The sequence below is a fragment of the Mesorhizobium sp. 43Arga genome, from assembly GCF_053714255.1.
This window is the reverse complement of record NZ_JBSKBO010000007.1, coordinates 151,235-171,139: the sequence shown is the minus strand read 5'-3', so window position 1 is coordinate 171,139 and position 19,905 is coordinate 151,235. Positions and strand designations below refer to the sequence as shown.

The window sequence follows — 19,905 nt, the reverse complement described above, 5'->3', positions numbered from 1 at the left end:
GCGCGGTGGCGCGCGAAAGGGCAAGACCATGAGCAATCGCAGACTATTTTCCGCCTTGGGCGACATCTTCACCGCATTTGGCGGCGCGGTTGCCGCGTCGCGCGCCGTGGAAGCCGGCCGCAAGCCGCGTGCCGACGATTTGCGCAAGCTCGGCATGGATCCGGCCATCTTCAACAGAATCGGCCGTTTCTAAAAATCTGGCGAGGCGCGCGCGCCTACTTCCTGACAAAGGTCAGATAGGCAGGCCGCCGGCCCTCGCGAATGGCTTTCGCCTCGTAACGCGTGCCCGGCCAGCCCTCATAGGGGCGGTGCCAGTCGGCAGCTTCGGCTGCCTGCCATGCGAAGGCGCCGTGCGCCCGGCAATGCAGCAAGGTCCAGTTTACATAGGTATCGATATCGGACGCGAAGCGGAATTTTGAGCCCGGTTTCAGGACCCGCACGAAACGCTCGAGATTGACCGGGCTGACGAAACGCCGCTTCCAGTGCTTTTTCTTCGGCCACGGATCTGGATAGAGAAGATCGATGCCGTCGAGCGAGGCCGGCGGCAGCCAGTCGAGCAGCCGGGTGGCGTCGTCGTCATGGACCCGCAAATTGGTCAGCGGCCTTGCTCGCACCGCCATCATCATCTTGGCCATGCCGTTGACGAACGGCTCGACACCGATGAAGCCTGTTGTCGGCGCCTCGATGGCGCGGTGCAGCAGATGCTCGCCCCCGCCAAAGCCGATCTCGAGCCGGACGGTCGAAACTTCAGTCTCGAACAGAGTGCGCAGATCCGACGGCGCATGGGCCGTCAGATCGAGCCGGTAGGCGTCAAGCCCGCTTTCCAGGGCCGCCGCCTGCTGCGGACGGACGGGCTTGCCGCGCCGACGACCGAAAAAGGCTTCGGTCATACGGCTTGGCCGGTCTTGCGGGCTCATCTGGCGGCGCAGGTCTGTCGTGGCGCTCAGGCCGCGACAGCATCCTTGAGCGCTTTGGCGAGATCGGTCTTTTCCCAAGAGAAAGACCCGTCACGGCCGGCCTTGCGGCCGAAATGGCCATAAGACGACGTCTTGGCGTAGATCGGCTTGTTGAGGTCGAGATGACGGCGGATGCCCGACGGCGACAGGTCCATCACCGTGCGCAGCGCATCCTCGAGCTTTGCCTCGTCGACCTTGCCGGTGCCGTGCAGGTCGACATAGACCGACAGAGGCTGGGCGACGCCGATGGCATAGGAGAGCTGGATGGTGCAGCGGTCGGCAAGCTTGGCGGCCACGACATTCTTGGCCAGATAGCGCGCCGCATAGGCTGCCGAACGGTCGACCTTGGTCGTGTCCTTGCCCGAGAAGGCGCCGCCGCCATGCGGTGCCGCGCCGCCATAGGTGTCGACGATGATCTTGCGGCCGGTGAGGCCGGCGTCACCGTCCGGGCCGCCAATGACGAACTTGCCGGTCGGGTTGATGTACCACATGCAATCCTCGGCGATCTTGAGATCACCAAGCGCCTCACGGATATAGGGTTCGACGACCTTGCGGACCTTCTTGGAGTCCCAGGTCGCGTCGAGATGCTGGGTCGACAGGACGATCTGCGTCGCCTCTGCTGCCTTGCCGTCGACGTAGCGGACGGTGACCTGGCTCTTGGCGTCCGGGCCGAGCTTGCCGGCCTCGCCGTTGTTTTCGTGACGGGCGGCGGCCAGCAGTTCGAGGATCTTGTGGCTGTAGTAGATCGGCGCCGGCATCAGGTCCGGCGTCTCACGGCAGGCATAGCCGAACATGATGCCCTGATCGCCGGCACCTTCCTCGCCCTGGCGGTCGGCGGCGTTGTCGACGCCCTGGCCGATGTCTGGCGACTGGCCATGCAGGAGAACCTCGATCTTGGCCGTCTTCCAGTGGAAGCCGGCCTGCTCGTAGCCGATCTCTCGGATCGCCTTGCGGGCGACGGATTTGAATTTTGCCGGGTTCACGACCGGGTGGCCCGCGGCATCCTTGAGGATGTTGCCGGCCTTGTCCTTCTTCAGCAGCGTCTCGGGGACGCGCACTTCGCCGGCGATGACGACGCGGTTGGTGGTCGCGAGCGTCTCACAGGCAACACGGACCTTCCATGGATCCATGCCGGTTTTCTTGGCTTCACGGTAGACCAGATCGACTATCTCGTCGGAGATCCGGTCACAGACTTTGTCGGGATGGCCCTCGGCAACGGATTCCGAGGTAAAGAAGTAGTTCTGCCGCGTCACGGGTGTCCCCTCTTGAAAAACGATCGGCAGGCTGCCGATTTTGGCGCGCCACGTGTTAGCGGGGCAAAGCGCCGCTCGTCAAGCGTTGCCGCCATTCTGGCACGACTGTCGATGTCGATATATCTTGTGCCACCGGCGGCGAATGCCGCCGGTTCGAGGCGTATCGAGGGTCAGTCCAGGTCGTCCGCTGCGAGCGACTTCACCAGGTCGATGATCCTGCGGCGCACCTTGACGTCGGCGATCTTAACGAAGGCCCGGTTGAGCTGAAGGCCTTCGGGACTGCCACAGAACTCGACGGCGAAAGCCATTGACGCATCCTCGGAAAAGCCGCGGCCGGCCGCCACTTCCTGGCCCGGCGCATCCTCAAAGAAGAAGGCGACGGGCACGCCGAGTATCGAGGCTATCGCCTGTAGCCGGCTGGCGCCGACGCGGTTGGTGCCCTTTTCATATTTCTGGATCTGTTGAAATGTGATGCCGAGATTTTCGCCCAGCTTTTCCTGGCTCATTCCGAGCATGTTGCGGCGAAGCCGGACGCGGCTTCCAACGTGGATGTCGATGGGATTGGGTTTCTTCTTGTTTTCTTCTGTCATTTTTTCCTCGCCGAATTTTTTCGGCTTTGTGATTTTTTCCCGTCCAAAAAAAGCCGGGGGCGACTGCCCCAACAGAACGATCCACCGGCTTCGAGAAATTTTCAGGCGGTACAGTATGAGTTTCTAATGTGTCGACTGTCAATTCACCCGTAGCCTTTGCCTTACGTTCAACAGCGCTCCTACAAGCGCAAACAGCAACATGATCAGCATTCCGTTAATGCGTCGCTGGCCCGAGGAAACGACCGTCTGTCCGGCAATCGGCACCTTCACATCGATGGCGCCGCGCGCGTCGATCGCCAACGCATCGACGATGCGTCCATGTGGATCGACGACGGCCGAGATGCCGTTGTTGGCAGCACGCAGCAAGGGCAATCCATTCTCCACCGCGCGAACCTGGGCCTGCCTGAAATGCTGATACGGTCCCGGTGTGTCCCCGAACCAAGCATCATTGGTAACGTTCACAATAAGCTGCGCTGACGTTGCGTCAACTGCCACAAGATCGGGAAAGATCACCTCGTAACAGACAAAAGGCAGGGCACGGATGCCGCCCGGCAGTGTGATGGCGTGGCGCTCGTTGCCGGCGGCGAACGTCACCGGTCCGGCGACAAGCTGCGCGATGCCGAAACGGTTGAGCAGGTCGGCGAAAGGCAGGTACTCGCCAAACGGCACCAGATGGACCTTGTCGACGGCGTCAGTGATTTCGCCCCTGTCGTTGATCGCCACCACGGAATTGTAATAGCGGCTATCGGTGCCGGCCGCCGAGCCGCCTTCCTCGCGAACGACGCCGGCGATCAGCATCTGGCCATCGGCCAGCATGTCGCCCAGCGCCGTCAGCGCGTCGGGGCGTTCGGTGAAGAGGAACGGCACCGAGGTTTCCGGCCAGAGTATGAGTTGTGGCTTGCCGTGGCCGGGGTCCGGCGCCTTGGCGGACAGGCCGAGCAAGGTTGCGAAGATGCGGTCGCGCACCGAGGCATTCCATTTTTCACTGAGGTCGACCGCCGGTTGGACAATGCGGACATCGAGGCTGCGCTCGGCCGGTTTTTCAGGAGCGGCAAGCCTGATGTAGCCGAAACCGACATGGGCTGATGCAAGCAGCACGAACAATGCCGCGCCCAGGCGCAGATGCCGGCGCGCCGCCAGCAGCGCCGGCAATGAAAAGAGGAACACGGCAAGCACGTTCATGCCGATCATGCCGGTCACCGACACGCTCTGCATGAGGAGGGGCACGGGCATTGCCGCGTAGCCAATGGCATTCCAGGGAAAACCGGTGAACAGAAAGCCGCGCAGCCACTCCGTCAGCCCGAAGCTGAAGGCAAGGGCCGCGATGCGGCCGATATCGCCGCTCCATAGAAGCCGGGCGACCATCGTCGCGAAGCCGTAGAAAAAGGCGAGCGCGAAGGGAATGCCGACCACCGCGAAGGGAAGCGCCCAGGCAAAGTCATCAGCCTCGACCAGCAGGGCCGAGCCGATCCACCAGAGACCGGCGAGGAAATAGCCGAAGCCGAACCACCAGCCGACGGCGAAGGCCGGCCGCAAGCGTCTGAAAAGGCTGCCTGAAGCTTCGCCGGTCGCGCCGTCAAGCAGCCAGACCAGCAGCGGAAACGAGATGAAGCAGGCGGCGAAGAAATCGTAGGGCGCCTGTCCGAGCACCGCCAGCGCTCCGGCAAGAAAGGCCACGAGCGCACGCCGCCAACCCCAAAGCAGAATTATCCGGCCGGCCAGGCGCTCCATGCATACTTCCGAGTCGCGCGAATCAGGACGCAAGATTTATCAGGCCGCGGCCCGGGCTCCAAACGCCGGCCTGTCGGCTGCAACGATCCGATCGCGTCCTTAAGCGCGTCGCGTTGAAGCGGATTCATGCGACGCACTTCAGGTCTTTGTTTTTATGCATGTCGTTCGCCCAAGCCGAGGTCGCTTTTGGGCGACATGCATTACCGGTGCCAGCCGTCGATGCGCAGGCCGCTCAATCGCTCGGCCTCTTCGCGGGAAACGCAACGGATGGGCTGGGTGAAGGTCCAGACATGGCCCTCGGGATCGCGGGCCCGATACTGGCGTTCGCCGTAGAACTGGTCCGTCGGCTCCTGGATAATATCGGCGCCGGCCGCCCGCGCCTGCTCGCAATGCGCATTCAGGCCACCCTTCAGCCTGACATAGACCGACTGCGTGTTCTTGCCCGAGACCGAAGCCGGGCTCGCGACATAGTCGCTCCATTCGGAATCGACGATGATATAGCAATCGCCGAACCGCATTTCGGCGTGGACGAGGTTGCCGTCGGCGTCGCTAAGCAGCATGCTGCGCTCAAAGCCGAAAGCCGCTTCGAGCCACGCCAGCGCGGCGCGCGGATCCCTGTAGAAGACACCGGACCCCAGACTTGAATGCTTGAACGGGTCGTCGATCGTCATCGGGCGAGCGGAAAACTCAGGCCTGTTCGGTGCGCGCGGTGGCGCGCCGGCGGCGTTCGCCCTTCTGGCTTTGCACGATGCGCACGCGCTTGACGCGGCGCGGATCGGCATCGAGGACATGGAACTCGAAGCCTGGGATGGCCTGCACCACCTCGCCCCGCGCCGGCACGCGGCCGAGCGTGTTGAAGATCATGCCGCCGATCGTGTCGACATATTCGCCATGTTCGCCGGCGGCGAAATCCTCGCCGATCATCTTGGCGACCTCGTCGATCTCGGCCTTGCCGTCGACGATGAAGACCCCGTCGCCGGCCTGGGTGATCATCGGCTCGTCGTCGTCATGCTCGTCCTCGATGTCGCCGACGACCATTTCGACAATGTCCTCGAGCGAGACAAGCCCATCGGTGCCGCCATACTCGTCGATGACCAGCGCCATCTGCGTGCGCGTCGTCTGCATGCGGCCCATCAGGTCGGAAGCAAGCATCGAGGGCGGCACGAACAGAACCTGGCGGATCAGATTGAGCTCGCCAATGGTGCGCGCGAGGTCGACCTGGGCAAGATCGAGCTGCGTGGCGACAGGCGTCTTCCTGGTCGTGCGGCCCTTCTTGACGCGCGCGAGCTTGGTGATGTGGGCCAGCACGTCGCGGATATGGACCATGCCGCGCGGGTCATCGAGCGTCTCGGAATAGACCGGCATGCGGGAATGGCCGGATTGTTCGAAGGTGCCCAGGAGGTCGCCGAGCGTCGTGGTGATCTCGACCGCCTCGATATCGGCGCGCGGCACCATGACATCCTCGACGCGCACTTCGCGCAGGCGCAGGATGTTGTTGAGCATGGCGCGTTCGCCAGGCGAGAAGGCGCCGGCATCGCTCGCAGTCTCGGCCAGCGCGCCGGCGATTTCCTCGCGCAGGCTGGTGCCGTTGCGTTGCCTGAAAAGGCCCAAAACACGATCGAACAGGGAGGGTCCGGCAGGCGAAGGCTCGCTGGCTGCGCTGCCGGTACCAGTACTCGGACTTGATCCCTCTTCCGACGTATCGGAAGCCTTGGGCGCACTGCCGGCGTCGGGGGGGGCGGCAGTCTCTGGTTTGTCGTTCATCGTCGTCCGGTCAATTGTCAGATGTAGTTACGCGTAGGGATCGGGAATGGCAAGCCTTGCGAGCGCTGCGCGTTCGATGGCCTCCATCTCCTCGGCCTCCGCGTCGGTCTCGTGATCATGGCCCAGCAAATGCAGCAGGCCGTGGATGACGAGATGGGTGATATGGTTCTGCACGGGCTTGTCTTCCAGTGCCGCCTCGCGGGAAACCGTCTCGGCGGCGAGCACGATATCGCCCAGCATCGGCGGCAGTGGACCGCCTTGTACAAACGGAAAAGCCGGGAAAGACAAGACGTTGGTGGGTTTGTCCTTGCCGCGCCATTCGGCATTGAGGGTCCGGATATGGGCGTCGTCGGAAAAAACGACACTGAGTTCGGAACGGCCCGTCACGCCGGTCTCGGCGAAAGCAGCGCCAACCGCGCGAAGGACCAGCCGCGTCAGGCTTGCCTCATCGGGCCAATCGCCCGCTTCGACCGATATATCGATGTCGACGGGGAGGCCCCCGTCGCCGGATAAATTGTCCTCAGGCATGAAGCCGCATCGTCAAGATCAATTCTCGGCGCCGAGGCCGCGCGCCAATTTGGCGTCGCGGTCATAGGCCCTGACGATTTCCGCCACCAGCGGATGGCGGACGACGTCGACATCGTTGAAGCGCACGGTGACCGCGCCTGCCACGCCGTCGAGGACACGCAAGGCTTCGACCAGGCCCGATTTGGTGCTCGGGGGAAGGTCGATCTGCGTCGGATCGCCGGTGACGATCATGCGCGAATTCTCGCCAAGACGCGTCAGGAACATCTTCATCTGCATCGGCGTGGTGTTCTGCGCCTCGTCGAGGATGACCGCGGCATGCGCCAGCGTGCGGCCACGCATGAAGGCGAGCGGTGCGATTTCAATGACTTCGGCGGCAATGGCGCGCTCGACCTTGTCGGCCGGCATCATGTCGTAGAGCGCGTCATAGAGCGGCCGCAGATAGGGATCGACCTTTTCCTTCATGTCGCCGGGCAGGAAGCCCAGCCGCTCGCCGGCTTCGACGGCCGGCCGCGACAGGATGATGCGCTCGACCATGCCGCGCTCGAGCAGCATCGCCGCATGCGCCACCGCCAGATAGGTCTTGCCGGTGCCGGCCGGACCGATGCCGAACACCAGCTCCGACCGCTCCAGCGCCCGCATATAGGCGTCCTGGTTCAGCGAACGGGCATAGATGGTCTTCTTGCGGGTGGCGATCTGGGCGGCGGAGACCTTGCCCTTGCGCTCCAGTGTCGGGAGCGTCAGCTGGTCGTCGGCGGCGACCGCCATGCGTACGGCGCCATCGACGTCGGACTGGCCGATATCGACGCCCTTCTGCAGGATGCCGTAGAGGTTGTCCAAGGCGCGGCGCGCCTGTTCGGCGGCCGAAGCCGACCCCTTTATGGTCAACTGGTTGCCGCGCGAGCGGATGTCGACGCCGAGCTTCTGCTCGAGCCGGGCGAGGTTTTCGTCGAACTGACCGTAAAGGGCGCTGGCAAGCTTGTTGTTGTCGAAAGTCAGAACGATGTGCGCCATGTCAGAAGCCCCAGATGCCGGTACCGGGGGCAGGTTCTTCAGCTCTGCTGCGCTCAACCGTCTCTCCTCATCTGCCGAGACCATCAGGCCAATTCGGCGAACAGGCTATTGTAGCCCGTCTTCGTGATTCGCACCTGGATAATGTCACCGATTTCGCCGGCCTTTTCATCAACAATAACCGGCTGCAGCCAAGGTGAGCGGCCGACCTTCTGGCCGGCCTGCCGGCCGGGCTTCTCGATCAGCGTGTCGATGGTGCTCCCGACCAGGCTCGAACCGAAGTCCTGCTGCTGCTTCAACAGCAGCGCCTGCAGCCGTTGCAAGCGCTCGTCCTTGACCGTTTCCGGCACATGGTCGGCCATTTCAGCGCCCGGCGTGCCGGGGCGTGGCGAATATTTGAACGAAAAGGCCGAAGCGTAGTTCACCTGGCGCACCAGTTCCATGGTCGCCTCGAAATCGGCCTCCGTCTCGCCGGGGAAGCCAACGATGAAGTCACCGGACAAAGCGATATCGGGCCGCGCAGCGCGGATGCGGTCAAGCAGGGCCAGATAATCCCTGGCGGTATGCCTGCGGTTCATCGCCTTCAAGATGCGGTCGGACCCCGATTGCACCGGCAGATGCAGATAGGGCATCAGCGACCGCAGGTCGCGGTGGGCCGATATCAGTTCGTCGTCCATGTCGCGCGGGTGGCTGGTGGTGTAGCGCAGCCGCGCCAGGCCGGGGATTTCGGCCAGCCGGAACAGCAGGCGGCCAAGGCCCCATTCCTCGCCATTGTCACCCTGGCCATGCCAGGCATTGACGTTCTGGCCAAGCAGCGTCACCTCGCGCACGCCGGCTTCGGCCAGACGTTCGGCCTCGGCGACGATCTGCGCCACCGGCCGCGACACTTCCGAGCCTCTTGTATAGGGCACCACGCAGAAGGTGCAGAACTTGTCGCAGCCTTCCTGCACGGTGAGGAAGGCGGTGACGCCGCGCTTGACGACCTCGGCGCGCTTTGGCTGCGGCAGATGGTCGAACTTGTCTTCGATGGCGTAGTCGGTCTCGACGATCTTCTCGCCGCCGCGCACCCTCGCCAGCACGTCGGGCAGACGGTGATAGGTCTGCGGCCCGATGACCAGATCGACGGCCGGCGAACGGCGAATGATCTCAGCGCCCTCGGCCTGCGCCACGCAGCCGGCGACGCCGATCAGCAGTTCGCGGCCGGCAATGGCGCGCTCCGCCTTCATGTCGCGGATGCGGCCGAGCTCGGAATAGACCTTTTCGGCCGCCTTCTCCCTGATATGGCAGGTGTTGAGCAGCACCAGATCTGCCTCGTCGATGGCCTCGGTCGCGGTGTAGCCGTCGGCGGCCAGCGCATCGCCCATGCGCTGTGAATCATAGACGTTCATCTGACAGCCATAGGTCTTGATGAAGACCTTTTTCGCTGCCGTGCCGCGCACTGCCGGCTCTCCGGCCACGCTGCCGATGTCGTCGCTTTCGATCGTGTTCAAGTCCATCCGGCGGCTTCTAGCGCCTTTCCGTGACAAAAAACAGACGATTCTCGGCGTGTGCCCATAGGCGAACGGCCCGGCTCTAGCGGCTCGGGCGCGGATCGGCGAGTGCCGCCTGCATCATCTCGCGCACCTGGTTTTCCATCAGCCTGGCCGTTTCCTTGCGGTTCGAGCCCTTGGCAAAGGCGATCGGCGCGCCGAAATGCACCTCGACGTCGAGCGCGCCTTCCGCCATCAGCACCTTGAGATGCGGCATCAGGTCCTCGTCGCCGATCCAGGCCGACATCGGCCGGTGGCGGCGGCCGAGCGGCACGCCGTGCAGGCGTGTATAGGCGATCGCCACCGGCTGGATGAATACCTGCTCGGCCGCGCCCTCCGAAATCGCCATCGAGGCGGCGCCGAAGAGCGTGCTCTTGAAGGGCAGGACGGCATTGCCGTCACCGGTCGACCCCTCGGCAAACAGCACCATGGCATCGCCCTTGGCCATGCGATTGGCGATCTCGCTTGCCTGGTCGCCCGCGGAGCGCTTGCGTTCGCGCTCGATGAAGACGGTGCGCTGCAGTTTCGACAGCATGCCGATCAGCGGCCAGCCTTCCATATCGGCCCTGGCGATGAACTTCACATCGGCAAAAGAGCCCAGCACCATGATATCGGTCCAGGAGATGTGATTCGAAGCCACCAGCAAGGGGCGTTTGTCGGACAGCGTTCCCTTGACATGGACGCGCATGCCGAGCGCCCTGAGGATCAGCCTGTGCCAGATCTTGAGAATGACGGTTTCCGGCCACCAGCCGGTCTTCATCGACAGTATCTGCAGTGGCACCAGGACCAGCGAACCGGCGACGACGAGGCCCAGGGCCAGGAAAATCCTGATTTTTCCGATCATGCTGTCCTGGCCCTGCCATTACAGCGCCGCGCGTCCTCTTGGACGCACAAAGGACGCTGTAACACTCTAATTGTGGCGCATGATCCTTTCCGAAAATCGGAACCGATTTTCGGGGTCATGCGGCGCCTGGCTAGCGAAGATCGCGGCGCATGACAAGCGCGCCGGTCGGCCCGCGATCGGGCGACTTGTAGTAATCCGGGCGCTTGCCAACCTCGCGGAACCCCAGCCGGCGGTAGAGGGCGATCGCGGCGACATTGGTCTCGTCGACCTCCAGGAACAGCGCTTCAGCGCGCTGCGCGTGCAGTTCGCGCAGCACCGCATCCATCAGCTGCCAGCCCAGTCCTTGGCGGCGGTGCGAGCGTGCCACCGCGACCGTCAGGATCTCGCCCTCGCCGGCGGCCAGACGGGCCAGCACGAAGCCGACAGGCGGCTTGGCGCCCTGCCCGGTCTCGCGCGCGGCGTAACCGAACACGGTGTCCTGTTCGAGCAGGGCGGCGAACTCGCCATCGGTCCACGGGCGGACAAAATCCTCACGGTGCAGCAACGACACAGCCGGGCTGTCGGTGATCCTGAGCGGCTCGAGAGCATAGTCCCGGCGGCGCGGCTGGAGAAAAGGTATGCGCATTAATTTTGTTGCCTCGAAAGAATAAATCCGGCTTGCGGCTTTGCATCCGCGCCGCGCAGATAAAGCGGTTTCGGCCTTTCGCCCTCGCCTTTGGCGACCCCCAGACGTGCATATGTGGCAATGTCGGCTGTGGCCGTGCGAGGGCCGATGTCGAAGGTGCGCGCGGCCGAGGCCGCGATCTGTGCGGCTGCTGTACCGGCCAGCACCAAAGACTGTTCCGTCGCCATGGCCACGGCGTCTGCAAGTATGGTCACCGCCGGACCGTAAGTTAAAACTAACGCTTTGTCGTATAACGCTGCGTGGATCTCCTCGCGACCGGCATCGAGCGCCACCAGCACGTCGCGGCCGGGAAATGCCACTGCGGCCTCGGCCGCCAGCGCTTCGAGCGTCGTCACGCCGACCGCCGGAATCTTCAGCGCCAGCGCCAGGCCACGCGCCGTGGACACACCGACCCGCAGGCCGGTGAAGGAACCCGGGCCGACGGAAACGGCAATGGCGGCAAGGCCGGAATAGTCGGTTGCGGCGGCGTTCAGCGCCTCGGCGATGACGGCCATCAGGTGCTCGGCATGACCCTTGCCGAGATCGAGCACCGAGCGGCCAAGCTCCCGCCCGGCCGCCGCGTCGTAGACGCAGGCGGCGCAGAGGCTGGCGGCACAGTCGATGGCAAGCACTTTCATGAAACGACCGGTTCCGAAAAACAACTTCCCTGTGCCCGCCAGGGCGCGCCACCGCAAGCATAATTTGTTAAGCGGCTTCGGTTCCGCCGCCGCGCTTTCAGACCTGCTCGATGCGCAGCATGTGGTTGTCCCAGACATAGTCCGGTTCTGACCGCGTCGCACCGCCGCCCTCAATAATCTCCCCGGCGCCCGTGGTGGCCATGAAGCCCGATCCGTCCGGCGCCAGGCCACAGACCTCGACCAGTGCGCTGGACGAGACGATCCGGCCGCTGGCCGCATCGATCACCACAAGCGAATTGCCTTCCGGCGACGAGACGGCGACGGTGGCGGCTGTCGCATTGGCGGCAACCGAGCCGATATAGTTGCGGAAGCCGGACAGCACGTCCTGCGGCATGTCGAGAAGCTGCAACTCCTTGCCGCGCAGGGCGCGGCCGACCAGCAGCGGACGGTCGGTGCCCGGTCCCCGGTACTGGCAGCCAAACCAGACGGTGCCGGACGGGTCGGTATCCATGTGACGGATCGACAGCTGGTGCAGGGAAGCAGGCAATTCATGCTTTTCGATCAGGTCACCGGTGACGCGGTCGATGAGCACATAGGACGGCTTCATGGTGGCGATGTTGAGCTCGGCCCGGCCATAGTCCGGATGGGTCTCGATGCCGCCATTGGCGACCGCGATCGTCCGGCCGTCGCCCATGAGCAGGAGTTCGTGTGGGCCTACGCCATAGGTCGGGAATTCGCCGAGGCGACTGAATTTCGCCCGCGCATCGTAGACGCCGACGACGCCGGCCGCATTGTCGAAATCGTTCTCGGTGGCATAGAGCAGTGCGCCGTCGGGCGAGAACACGCCGTGGCCGAAGAAATGCCGGCCGGTGATGCTGGCGATGGTTTGCGGCGCGTCGCGGCCCGAATGATCGAAAACGACGGCGAAGGTGCCCGGCTGGCGGGCGAAGACCACCGAGCGCTTCGACAGGGGATCGAAAGTGACGTCATGGCCGCGGTCGGGCAGGTCGATCGCATGCAGCACCTTGCCGGCCTCGGAGAGGATGGCGGCACCAAAACCGCCGTCGCGCTTGACGAAAGCGGTGGCGAAGACTGCGTCGGCGGCAAGCGTGTTTGCCCAGGCCGACGGCGCCATCGCGGCAGCGAAACCTATGCCGGCGGCTCTGAGGAAATCCCGACGATCGATCAGCGGCGTCTTCAAGGATCAGTCTCCATCCAGCGAGGAAAAGCCGGCGGTCAGACCGAATTCGGCGGTCAGCCGGGTGCCGATCAGGGTCGACAGGCTGGAGGTGATCAGCGCGAAATGCTCAAGCTTTTCGCGTAGCGCCGGGTCGGCGAGCGTCTTGTCGATCGGACCCTGAATGGATTTCGCGGTGGCGACGGCGTTGACCAGCTGGATATGGATCGATTCCGCCATCCAGCGCGCATCGGGCGGCAGCGCGTCGCCAAGCTTCGAGGCTTGGAACAGCACGTCGATGCCGGCGAGATTTCCTGCCAGCGCATTGGCGGTGTTTTGCGAGCGCCAGTAGATCGCCTGTTTCGGCTTGTCCGCATCCGGCTTGCCGCCAAGGAACCCTTTCAGGCGGACATCCCTCACCATCTCCAGCTCGTTGATGAAGACACCGACCAGTTCCGTCACCGCCTCATTGCCGTCGCGGTAGAGCGCGTTCTGCGGCCCCGGATTGGCCCAAAGCGCGGCAAAGCCGTCAGGCCTGTTCCAGGCCGAGCTGACCTCGCCGGCCATGGTTTCGATATTGCCGGCAACCGCCGCGCCATAGGCGCAGCGATAGGGATCGTCCTTGCCCGCCAGCACATCGGCACCGTCGCCGAAAAGCACGAATTCCAGCGCGCCTAGCCCCTGCATGGCGACGCTCTTGCCGGCCAGTTGCTTCGGATCGGTGGCGGTCGGATCCTTGTCCGCCAACGCCGCCTGCACCTGTTTCAGGCCAATGCTCTTGCGATCCGGCCAGTAGAGCGTGCGCTCCAGCCGGTTGTTCTCCTTGATCGGCCCGAAACCGATGATCTCGGCCGATGACCAGGCATAGACCGTGGCCGAAAACTCGGCCCGCGCCGCATCGAGTTCCCCTTGCGAGGGCGCTTCGCAGAGCTTGCGCATCGCTTGCGTCAAGGTTTCGGCATGCTGGTGCAGGTCGGCATAGGCCGGGCGGACGAAGCCGTCGATCGCCCGCTGGATAATGTCGGAGGCTTTCACCGCCGCCGAGGCCGGGAAAACACCGAGCAGAGCCAGCGGAAGAACGAAAACCAATGCAGAGCGTTTCAGCATCACAGTGACTCCACGAATTTGACCAGCGCGTCACGCTCGGCGGCGTTGGCGGCGGCAAAGCGGTCGCGCGCCTTCTGCGCCTCACCACCATGCCACAAGATCGCCTCGGTCAGGCTGCGCGCGCGGCCATCATGCAGAAAGAAGGAATTGCCGTTGACGGTTTCGGTGAGGCCGATACCCCACAGCGGGGGGGTGCGCCATTCGCTGCCCGTCGCGTCGCCCACCGCCTGGCCGTCGGCCATGTCGGGTCCCATGTCGTGCAGCAGGAAGTCGGAATAGGGCCAGATCAGTTGGAAGGCCTGCGCCTTGTCAGGCGCGTCGCGGCGGGTGACGAATTTCGGTGTGTGGCAGGAAACGCAGCCGATCTCGTAGAAGAGCTTCTTGCCGGCGAGCACGTCAGGCGCGGCGAGATCGCGGCGCGCCGGCACGGCCAGGCTCTGCGAATAGAAGGTGACGAGATCCATCACCGGCGGCGGCGCCTCGACCGGACCGAGGCGTGCCTGCACGCCATTCGGCATGGCCAGGCATTTTGCCTCAGCGGCGGTGCAATCGCCCCAGTGTTTTGGTTCTTCCGGCGTCGAGATGCCAATGTCGCCGGCAAAGGCGTCCGCCGCCTGCTGACGGATCGTCGCGGTCTGCGCCTTCCAGCCGAAACGGCCAAGCGTCAGCTTGCCACTCTGCCCATCACGCACGATGTTCGGCTTGCCAGAGATGCCGTCATTGTCGCGGTCTTCCGGATCGGCATGAGTAAGAATGTCAGCCGGCGCAATCTGCTCGATCAGGCCAAGGCCGATCATTGGCGGCGTCAGACGCGGCGACAGCGTGGTGCGCGAATCAAGCGGCCCATAGGCGAGACCGGTGACGGAATAGCCGGGCTTGCGCAGGGAAACCATCGTGCCGTCCGCCAGCGTCACTTGCCGTTCCTGATAGTCGACGCGCATCCGGCCTTCGCCGAGCAAGCCGGGCACGGCCAGTTCCTGCAACTGCGTTCCATAGACCGGGTCGGGGAAGTTGAGCAGTTCGCGGTCGGCGAGGGCTGCCTTTTCCTCGGCGTTGCTAGCGTCGCGCGCCAGCCGCAGGAACATCGAGGTGGTGCCGGTATCGCCTTGCGGCGGGCGACCGCGGCCGTCCTTCAGATGGCAGTTCTGGCAGGCGCGTTCGTTGAACAGCGGACCAAGCCCATCCGATGCCTGCGTCGAAGATGGCGACGACACCCAGTTCTTGCGGAACAAAGCGTTGCCGAGGCTGAAAGTGCCCTCTTCCTCAAAGGTGATGTTGGCCGACGATTGCGAGAAGGAATCGCGGCTGACGTCCTTCCGGGTGCCGGCGCCGCCTTGCATCAACTCGAACGGCTCGGGTTTGGAGAAATCCGTGGTCGGCCTGGTGACGGCGGTAACGCGCGCCTGGTCTTTCTGGTCGAGGTCGCTGCGCGTGGTGGCGAGCCCGGCCGGCTGAAGCTCACCGGCAAGCGCGGACGACGTCAGCGTCAACAAGATTATGGCGCAGCGCCGACGGGCCAGTCCGGCGGGTTTTTTCTGGCGAAACGGCGAGCCGACGGCCCGCCGCGAGCGGCGCAAGAATTCTAGCAGGCGCCGCATTCCCGCATGCCTTTACTCCGCCTCGTTGGCCGGGTCGGCGTTGAGCTGGCCGTACTTCTCCTCGCCGATCGAGGCGAGCAGGTCGAGCTGCGTCTCAAGGAAGTCTATATGACCTTCCTCGTCAGCCAGCAGATCCTCAAACAGTTTCATCGTCACGTAGTCGCCTATCTCATGGCAGATTTCGCGCGAACGCTTGTAGGCAGTGCGCGCGTCATATTCGCCGGCAAGGTCGGATTCGAGCACTTCCTTGACGTTCTGCCCGATGCGCAGCGGCGCCACGGACTGCAGGTTCGGATGGCCTTCAAGGAAGATGATCCGGGCGATGAGCCTGTCGGCGTGGTGCATCTCCTCGATCGATTCGGCCCGCTCCTTCTTGGCCAGCTTCGTGTACCCCCAATCCTCCAACAGACGGAAATGCACCCAATATTGATTGACGGCTCCAAGCTCCAGGAAAAGAGCCTCGTTAAGCCGCTCGATGATCAGACTTTCGCCTTTCATGGGTTCTGCTCCCGTATTGGACGCGCAGGCCTCTGACGCGATCCAGATGTGAAACGATATCCACGCTGCTTGCCTCCGAGCGGGCGTGGTAATTTTCGGTAACCCGAATGATCGTTTCGACCACATTTGGGAAACAGCCGCAACAGCGGCCACGCTTTTGCATCGCGTGATAGACCTTGGCCGGCACGATGAGTTGCCAGGGGTCCAGGTCCAGCAGCCCGACGATCGTCTGTTCGATCTCCTTCTCGGTGATGATGTTGCAGTGGCAGATCAGCATTTACAGTGCTCGGATGGCTGACGGCGTCTCCCGCGCCGTGTGGCTTGTTCTGGTCCCGGAACCCATTCCGAAGCCGATTATCAGCTTCGGACCGGGCTCCAGTTTCGGCGCTTACTTGAACACCTTGTCGGGTGCGTCGAGGCTGTCGGAGCCCTCGAAGGCGATGGCGTTGAGTTTCAGCGAGCCGACGGCGCGTTCGATCGATTTGGTCTGATCGATCAGCGCGTCGATCGCCGCCTGCACGGTGGCGTTGCCCGCCGCGTTGCCCTCGGCGATCTGCTGGTCATAGGCCTCGCCAGCTTCCGCCCGCGCCTTGATCGCCTCCATCCTGGCGACGGTGACGTCGAGCTTGTCGGACAGCTCCTTGTCGATCGCCGGATCGGCCGCCTTGACCATGTCGTGCACCGAAGGTCCGGAAACGACGGTGCTGTCTAGGCGCGTGTAGCTGGCCAGGTAGGCGGCGCGGATGCCGATCGCGTCATAGAGATGCGAATTGTAGGTGTTGTCGGAGAAGCAGTCCTGCTCCTCCTCCGGATCATGTAGCAGCAAGCCGAGTTTCATGCGTTCACCTGCCAGTTCGCCGTAGGATAGCGAGCCCATGCCGGTAAAGATGACCGAGATCGCCGTGTTCGGCTCGCCATCGACGAGGTTCTTGCGCGCGGCCCCGTCTTCCTTCCAGTCGTTGACCATCTTCTGCAGGTCTGAAACCAGAAGGGCGGTGGCGGACTTCAGATATTCGGCACGGCGGTCGCAATTGCCGCCGGTGCAGTTCTTGAGGTCGTAGTCGGTGTAAGGGCGCTCGCCAGCACCCGGGCCGGTGCCATGCAGATCCTGGCCCCAAAGCAGGAATTCTATGGCGTGATAGCCGGTGGCGACATTGGCCTCGACGCCGCCGGCTTGCTGCAACGTGCCGGAGAGGAATTCAGGCGAAAGCTTCGAAGCGTCGACCTTCTTGCCGTTGATCCCGATTTCCTTGTTGGCGATCACATTTGCCGTATAGAGCGAATTCGTGTCCGATTCCGTGCCGTAGCTCTTGGCGACATAGTCGATCAGGCCCTCGTCCAGTGGCCAGGAATTCACCTCGCCTTCCCAGTCGTCGACGATCTTGTTGCCGAAGCGATAGACCTCGGTCTGCTGGTAGGGCACGCGCGCGGCCTTCCAGGCGTCGCGGGCGACATTGAGCGTTTCCGCCGACGGCTTGGCCAGCAGCGCATCGACGGCCTTGTCGAGAGCCTGCGCCGTGGTCAGCGAATCCTCATATTTGGCAAGCGCGATATCGGAATAGGTCTTGATGACCACTTTCGCGTCCGTTTCCGCCTTGGCAGGCAGCACGAACACCGCCGCCGTCAGCAGCGCCGTGGCACCAATCGCCGCCAGCCTGCCGCCATATCGTGCTGTCATTATCACTCTCCAGTTTCTGGGAAATTCCAAAAGCGGCGCGCGCGGCGACCGGCGCAGGGCCACGTCGTTGCCAAAAGCGCCGAGATTTGCCGCGCTATTGCGCGGTTGGGGGAAGAAAGACACCAAAATGCCTCCAATCGAACGGGTTCAAGGCCCAGACATCAAAGGGATGCGCCAATACGCAGGCTGCCATAAAGCTTCGGCGCCGATGGAAGTCAACGAAAATCTACGGGAAAAGCCAATTGAAACAATAGTTTAGAATTATTCTAAACTACAGCAGTCAACTTTACGTCTCGGCTGCACCGGCTTTGCCGTCGAACTGTACGATTGACAGCCGCCGTTCCGGGTGCGACCCGCAAACGCTCTCTTGTGGCGGCGCCAGACAATTGCCACCTGCCGAGAGATCCTAGGATCGAATCAGGATTTGGGACGCGATGAAGAACGGCGTGGTCATTGTCGGTGCGGGTCATGCGGGCGTGCAAGCGGCCGCCAGTCTGCGCGAGGACGGCTATGACGGACCGGTGATCCTCATCGGTGACGAGAACGAACTGCCCTACCACAAGCCACCGCTGTCGAAGACCTTCATCAAGGACGCCGAGGCCAAACCGCAGCCGCTTCGGGGTGAGGCCTTCTATACCGGCAGCGCCATCGACTACCGGCCGGGCGTGCGGATCGAGCGCATCGATGCGGGCCGCCGCAGCCTGGAGATATCAGGCGGTGGCGCGCTTGCCTTCGACCATCTGATCCTGGCGACCGGATCGCGCCCGCGTCTCCTGCCGCTGCCTGGCTCGGATCTGTCCGGCGTTTTGTCGTTGCGTTCGCTGGCCGATGCCCGGCAAATCCGCGACCTGAGCACACGGAGCGAAGATGTCGTCATCCTCGGTGGCGGCTTCATCGGGCTGGAGATCGCCGCGACGCTGCGCGCGGCCGGCCGCACGGTGACGGTTGTGGAAGCGGTCGACCGGCTGCTCGGCCGCGCCGTTGCCCCTGTGGTGGCGAGCCATGTCCGTCAGCGGCTGGAGGCGACAGGCGTGCGCATCCTCACCGGCACCTCGATTTCAAGGCTCGAAGGCGAAAACGGCCATGTCACGGCCGCGATCACCTCGTCGGGCGAAATCCTGCCGGCGCGCATGGTCATCGTCGGCATCGGCGCCGTGCCCAATGTCGAACTGGCGCAGGACGCCGGCCTCACCATCGCCAACGGCATCCGTGTCGATCACCAGATGCGCAGTTCGGTGCCCGACATTCTCGCCATCGGTGACGCCGCCTCCTACCGGCACTGGCTCACCGGCGGTGACGTGCGGCTGGAATCGGTGCAGAACGCCACGGATCAGGCGCGGCTCGCGGCGCGCACGATCACCGGTCACGCGGATGCCTATTCGGCGGTGCCATGGTTCTGGTCCGACATTGGCGACATGAAATTGCAGATGGTCGGGCTGACCGCCGGCGGCGACAGCCATGTCGTGCTGGGCGACCTGCCCGACAACAAGTTCTCGATCTACCACTATGCCGGCGACCGGTTGCTCGGCATCGAATCCGTCAACCGCCCCGGCGACCACATGCTTGGCCGCAAGATGCTCGGCGCCGGCTTCTCGCCGGCGCCGGAGACGGTGGCCATGGGTCCCGAAGGGCTGAAAGCGGCTCTCGCTGCCTTTCAGAGCATGGAGCCAGCCAAGGCCAGAGCATAGGGTTGCCAATTTTTGCCATAGCCCATAAAATGGCTGAATGAGCACTATGAATATCTCACTGCCCGACAGCTTGAAGCACTTTGTCGATCAGCAAGTGACGGATCGCGGCTATGGCACGAGCAGCGAGTATGTGCGTGAATTAATCCGCCACGATCAGGACCGTCAACTTCTGCGCGGTCTCCTCCTTGAGGGCGCGTCATCGGCGCCAGGTGCTCCCGTTGATGATGACTATTTTGCCGCGCTGCGAAAACGGGCGCAGGGCCAATAATTTAAGTGGCTACAAAGGCGATTATTCCTCGAAACCTTGCTCTGCGGGATATCGAGGATGCTGTTGACTTCTATGTGCGTGAAGTTGGTTCGCACGTGGCATTGGGCTACGTCGAGGAGCTTCAAAACGCCTACAGATTGATAGCGAGCCATCCGGGATCTGGCTCTCTTAGGTTTGCCTACGACATTGGATTGCCTGGTCTGCGCACTATGCAACTCAAGCGCTATCCATATCTGATCTTCTATCTTGAGCAGCCCGACCATATCGATGTGTGGCGGGTGCTGCATGCCAAGCGGGACATTCCCGCCTGGCTACAGAATCCAAGCTCCTGACGGCACGTATTACCCTCCCCCTTGGGGGGAGGGTCGCTGCAAAGCAGCGGGGTG

General features: G+C 63.4%; 22 protein-coding genes. 4 read left to right on the top strand and 18 right to left on the bottom strand.

The window, feature by feature from the left end:
* Positions 1–28 precede the first annotated feature (28 nt).
* The gene (locus ACWGS8_RS23790) at positions 29–193 is read left to right on the top strand and encodes a hypothetical protein (protein WP_454583203.1); all 165 of its coding nucleotides are present in this window, start codon (positions 29–31) and stop codon (positions 191–193) included.
* Positions 194–215: 22 nt separating this feature from the next.
* Here the strand turns inward: ACWGS8_RS23790 and trmB are convergent, their stop codons facing one another.
* The 18 genes from trmB to ACWGS8_RS23700 form a co-directional block, all read right to left on the bottom strand.
* On the bottom strand, positions 216–917 hold the full coding sequence (trmB, locus tag ACWGS8_RS23785) for a tRNA (guanine(46)-N(7))-methyltransferase TrmB (protein WP_454583202.1): 702 nt from the start codon (positions 915–917) through the stop codon (positions 216–218).
* A gap of 26 nt (positions 918–943) precedes the next feature.
* On the bottom strand, positions 944–2,209 hold the full coding sequence (metK, locus tag ACWGS8_RS23780; protein WP_454583201.1) for a methionine adenosyltransferase: 1,266 nt from the start codon (positions 2,207–2,209) through the stop codon (positions 944–946).
* A 170-nt stretch (positions 2,210–2,379) separates the two neighbouring features.
* The gene (locus ACWGS8_RS23775) at positions 2,380–2,799 is read right to left on the bottom strand and encodes a helix-turn-helix domain-containing protein (RefSeq protein ID WP_454583200.1); all 420 of its coding nucleotides are present in this window, start codon (positions 2,797–2,799) and stop codon (positions 2,380–2,382) included.
* A gap of 138 nt (positions 2,800–2,937) precedes the next feature.
* Entirely contained in the window at positions 2,938–4,530 is a 1,593-nt protein-coding gene (gene lnt / locus ACWGS8_RS23770; RefSeq protein WP_454583199.1) for an apolipoprotein N-acyltransferase, read from the bottom strand.
* Positions 4,531–4,730: 200 nt separating this feature from the next.
* On the bottom strand, positions 4,731–5,201 hold the full coding sequence (locus ACWGS8_RS23765; RefSeq protein ID WP_454583198.1) for a VOC family protein: 471 nt from the start codon (positions 5,199–5,201) through the stop codon (positions 4,731–4,733).
* Between the two features lie 16 nt (positions 5,202–5,217).
* Complete coding sequence (locus ACWGS8_RS23760) at positions 5,218–6,294, bottom strand: hemolysin family protein (protein ID WP_454583197.1); 1,077 nt, start codon at positions 6,292–6,294, stop codon at positions 5,218–5,220.
* A gap of 27 nt (positions 6,295–6,321) precedes the next feature.
* Positions 6,322–6,822 (bottom strand): rRNA maturation RNase YbeY, encoded by a 501-nt coding sequence (gene ybeY, locus ACWGS8_RS23755; protein ID WP_454583196.1) that lies wholly within the window; start codon positions 6,820–6,822, stop codon positions 6,322–6,324.
* Positions 6,823–6,840: 18 nt separating this feature from the next.
* Positions 6,841–7,833: a PhoH family protein gene (locus ACWGS8_RS23750; protein ID WP_019863063.1), complete on the bottom strand. Its 993-nt coding sequence runs from the start codon at positions 7,831–7,833 to the stop codon at positions 6,841–6,843.
* 83 nt (positions 7,834–7,916) lie between these two features.
* A complete protein-coding gene (gene miaB / locus ACWGS8_RS23745; RefSeq protein ID WP_454583195.1) occupies positions 7,917–9,326 on the bottom strand; it encodes a tRNA (N6-isopentenyl adenosine(37)-C2)-methylthiotransferase MiaB in 1,410 nt (469 codons plus the stop codon).
* Between the two features lie 76 nt (positions 9,327–9,402).
* Entirely contained in the window at positions 9,403–10,203 is an 801-nt protein-coding gene (locus tag ACWGS8_RS23740; protein WP_454583194.1) for a lysophospholipid acyltransferase family protein, read from the bottom strand.
* Positions 10,204–10,333: 130 nt separating this feature from the next.
* On the bottom strand, positions 10,334–10,828 hold the full coding sequence (rimI, locus tag ACWGS8_RS23735; protein ID WP_096453298.1) for a ribosomal protein S18-alanine N-acetyltransferase: 495 nt from the start codon (positions 10,826–10,828) through the stop codon (positions 10,334–10,336).
* A complete protein-coding gene (gene tsaB, locus ACWGS8_RS23730) occupies positions 10,828–11,505 on the bottom strand; it encodes a tRNA (adenosine(37)-N6)-threonylcarbamoyltransferase complex dimerization subunit type 1 TsaB (RefSeq protein WP_454583193.1) in 678 nt (225 codons plus the stop codon). The genes rimI and tsaB overlap by 1 nt, the downstream gene beginning before the upstream one ends.
* A 97-nt stretch (positions 11,506–11,602) precedes the next feature.
* The gene (locus ACWGS8_RS23725; RefSeq protein ID WP_454583192.1) at positions 11,603–12,706 is read right to left on the bottom strand and encodes a DUF1513 domain-containing protein; all 1,104 of its coding nucleotides are present in this window, start codon (positions 12,704–12,706) and stop codon (positions 11,603–11,605) included.
* A 3-nt stretch (positions 12,707–12,709) separates the two neighbouring features.
* The gene (locus ACWGS8_RS23720) at positions 12,710–13,789 is read right to left on the bottom strand and encodes an imelysin family protein (protein ID WP_454583191.1); all 1,080 of its coding nucleotides are present in this window, start codon (positions 13,787–13,789) and stop codon (positions 12,710–12,712) included.
* Positions 13,789–15,387 (bottom strand): di-heme oxidoreductase family protein, encoded by a 1,599-nt coding sequence (locus ACWGS8_RS23715; RefSeq protein ID WP_454583190.1) that lies wholly within the window; start codon positions 15,385–15,387, stop codon positions 13,789–13,791. Before ACWGS8_RS23715 ends, ACWGS8_RS23720 begins: the two co-directional genes overlap by 1 nt.
* A gap of 12 nt (positions 15,388–15,399) precedes the next feature.
* Entirely contained in the window at positions 15,400–15,885 is a 486-nt protein-coding gene (gene bfr / locus ACWGS8_RS23710) for a bacterioferritin (RefSeq protein ID WP_454583189.1), read from the bottom strand.
* On the bottom strand, positions 15,851–16,162 hold the full coding sequence (locus tag ACWGS8_RS23705) for a (2Fe-2S)-binding protein (RefSeq protein ID WP_454583188.1): 312 nt from the start codon (positions 16,160–16,162) through the stop codon (positions 15,851–15,853). Before ACWGS8_RS23705 ends, bfr begins: the two co-directional genes overlap by 35 nt.
* A gap of 111 nt (positions 16,163–16,273) precedes the next feature.
* Positions 16,274–17,563, bottom strand: a complete 1,290-nt coding sequence (locus ACWGS8_RS23700) for an imelysin family protein (protein WP_454583187.1) — start codon at positions 17,561–17,563, stop codon at positions 16,274–16,276.
* Between the two features lie 434 nt (positions 17,564–17,997).
* Between ACWGS8_RS23700 and ACWGS8_RS23695 the strand changes: the two genes are divergently transcribed.
* Genes ACWGS8_RS23695 through ACWGS8_RS23685 form a run of 3 tightly spaced genes read left to right on the top strand, consistent with a single transcriptional unit; the run spans position 17,998 to position 19,851 of the window.
* Positions 17,998–19,251: an NAD(P)/FAD-dependent oxidoreductase gene (locus ACWGS8_RS23695; RefSeq protein WP_454583186.1), complete on the top strand. Its 1,254-nt coding sequence runs from the start codon at positions 17,998–18,000 to the stop codon at positions 19,249–19,251.
* A 37-nt stretch (positions 19,252–19,288) separates the two neighbouring features.
* The gene (locus ACWGS8_RS23690; RefSeq protein ID WP_027061046.1) at positions 19,289–19,519 is read left to right on the top strand and encodes a type II toxin-antitoxin system ParD family antitoxin; all 231 of its coding nucleotides are present in this window, start codon (positions 19,289–19,291) and stop codon (positions 19,517–19,519) included.
* Positions 19,520–19,524: 5 nt separating this feature from the next.
* Positions 19,525–19,851: a type II toxin-antitoxin system RelE/ParE family toxin gene (locus tag ACWGS8_RS23685; RefSeq protein ID WP_454583185.1), complete on the top strand. Its 327-nt coding sequence runs from the start codon at positions 19,525–19,527 to the stop codon at positions 19,849–19,851.
* The last annotated feature ends 54 nt before the right edge of the window (positions 19,852–19,905 follow it).

What these genes read in the sequence shown, in the direction of transcription:
- miaB (WP_454583195.1), bottom strand. Translation starts at nt 9,326, where the DNA reads ATGGACTTGAACACGATCGAAAGCGACGACATCGGCAGCGTGGCCGGA.
- ACWGS8_RS23695 (WP_454583186.1), top strand. Translation starts at nt 17,998, where the DNA reads ATGAAGAACGGCGTGGTCATTGTCGGTGCGGGTCATGCGGGCGTGCAA.
- ACWGS8_RS23690 (WP_027061046.1), top strand. Translation starts at nt 19,289, where the DNA reads ATGAGCACTATGAATATCTCACTGCCCGACAGCTTGAAGCACTTTGTC.
- tsaB (WP_454583193.1), bottom strand. Translation starts at nt 11,505, where the DNA reads ATGAAAGTGCTTGCCATCGACTGTGCCGCCAGCCTCTGCGCCGCCTGC.
- bfr (WP_454583189.1), bottom strand. Translation starts at nt 15,885, where the DNA reads ATGAAAGGCGAAAGTCTGATCATCGAGCGGCTTAACGAGGCTCTTTTC.
- ACWGS8_RS23750 (WP_019863063.1), bottom strand. Translation starts at nt 7,833, where the DNA reads ATGGCGCACATCGTTCTGACTTTCGACAACAACAAGCTTGCCAGCGCC.
- ACWGS8_RS23705 (WP_454583188.1), bottom strand. Translation starts at nt 16,162, where the DNA reads ATGCTGATCTGCCACTGCAACATCATCACCGAGAAGGAGATCGAACAG.
- ybeY (WP_454583196.1), bottom strand. Translation starts at nt 6,822, where the DNA reads ATGCCTGAGGACAATTTATCCGGCGACGGGGGCCTCCCCGTCGACATC.
- ACWGS8_RS23740 (WP_454583194.1), bottom strand. Translation starts at nt 10,203, where the DNA reads ATGATCGGAAAAATCAGGATTTTCCTGGCCCTGGGCCTCGTCGTCGCC.
- rimI (WP_096453298.1), bottom strand. Translation starts at nt 10,828, where the DNA reads ATGCGCATACCTTTTCTCCAGCCGCGCCGCCGGGACTATGCTCTCGAG.
- ACWGS8_RS23700 (WP_454583187.1), bottom strand. Translation starts at nt 17,563, where the DNA reads ATGACAGCACGATATGGCGGCAGGCTGGCGGCGATTGGTGCCACGGCG.
- lnt (WP_454583199.1), bottom strand. Translation starts at nt 4,530, where the DNA reads ATGGAGCGCCTGGCCGGCCGGATAATTCTGCTTTGGGGTTGGCGGCGT.
- ACWGS8_RS23775 (WP_454583200.1), bottom strand. Translation starts at nt 2,799, where the DNA reads ATGACAGAAGAAAACAAGAAGAAACCCAATCCCATCGACATCCACGTT.
- ACWGS8_RS23760 (WP_454583197.1), bottom strand. Translation starts at nt 6,294, where the DNA reads ATGAACGACAAACCAGAGACTGCCGCCCCCCCCGACGCCGGCAGTGCG.
- ACWGS8_RS23790 (WP_454583203.1), top strand. Translation starts at nt 29, where the DNA reads ATGAGCAATCGCAGACTATTTTCCGCCTTGGGCGACATCTTCACCGCA.
- ACWGS8_RS23720 (WP_454583191.1), bottom strand. Translation starts at nt 13,789, where the DNA reads ATGCTGAAACGCTCTGCATTGGTTTTCGTTCTTCCGCTGGCTCTGCTC.
- ACWGS8_RS23765 (WP_454583198.1), bottom strand. Translation starts at nt 5,201, where the DNA reads ATGACGATCGACGACCCGTTCAAGCATTCAAGTCTGGGGTCCGGTGTC.
- trmB (WP_454583202.1), bottom strand. Translation starts at nt 917, where the DNA reads ATGAGCCCGCAAGACCGGCCAAGCCGTATGACCGAAGCCTTTTTCGGT.
- ACWGS8_RS23715 (WP_454583190.1), bottom strand. Translation starts at nt 15,387, where the DNA reads ATGCGGCGCCTGCTAGAATTCTTGCGCCGCTCGCGGCGGGCCGTCGGC.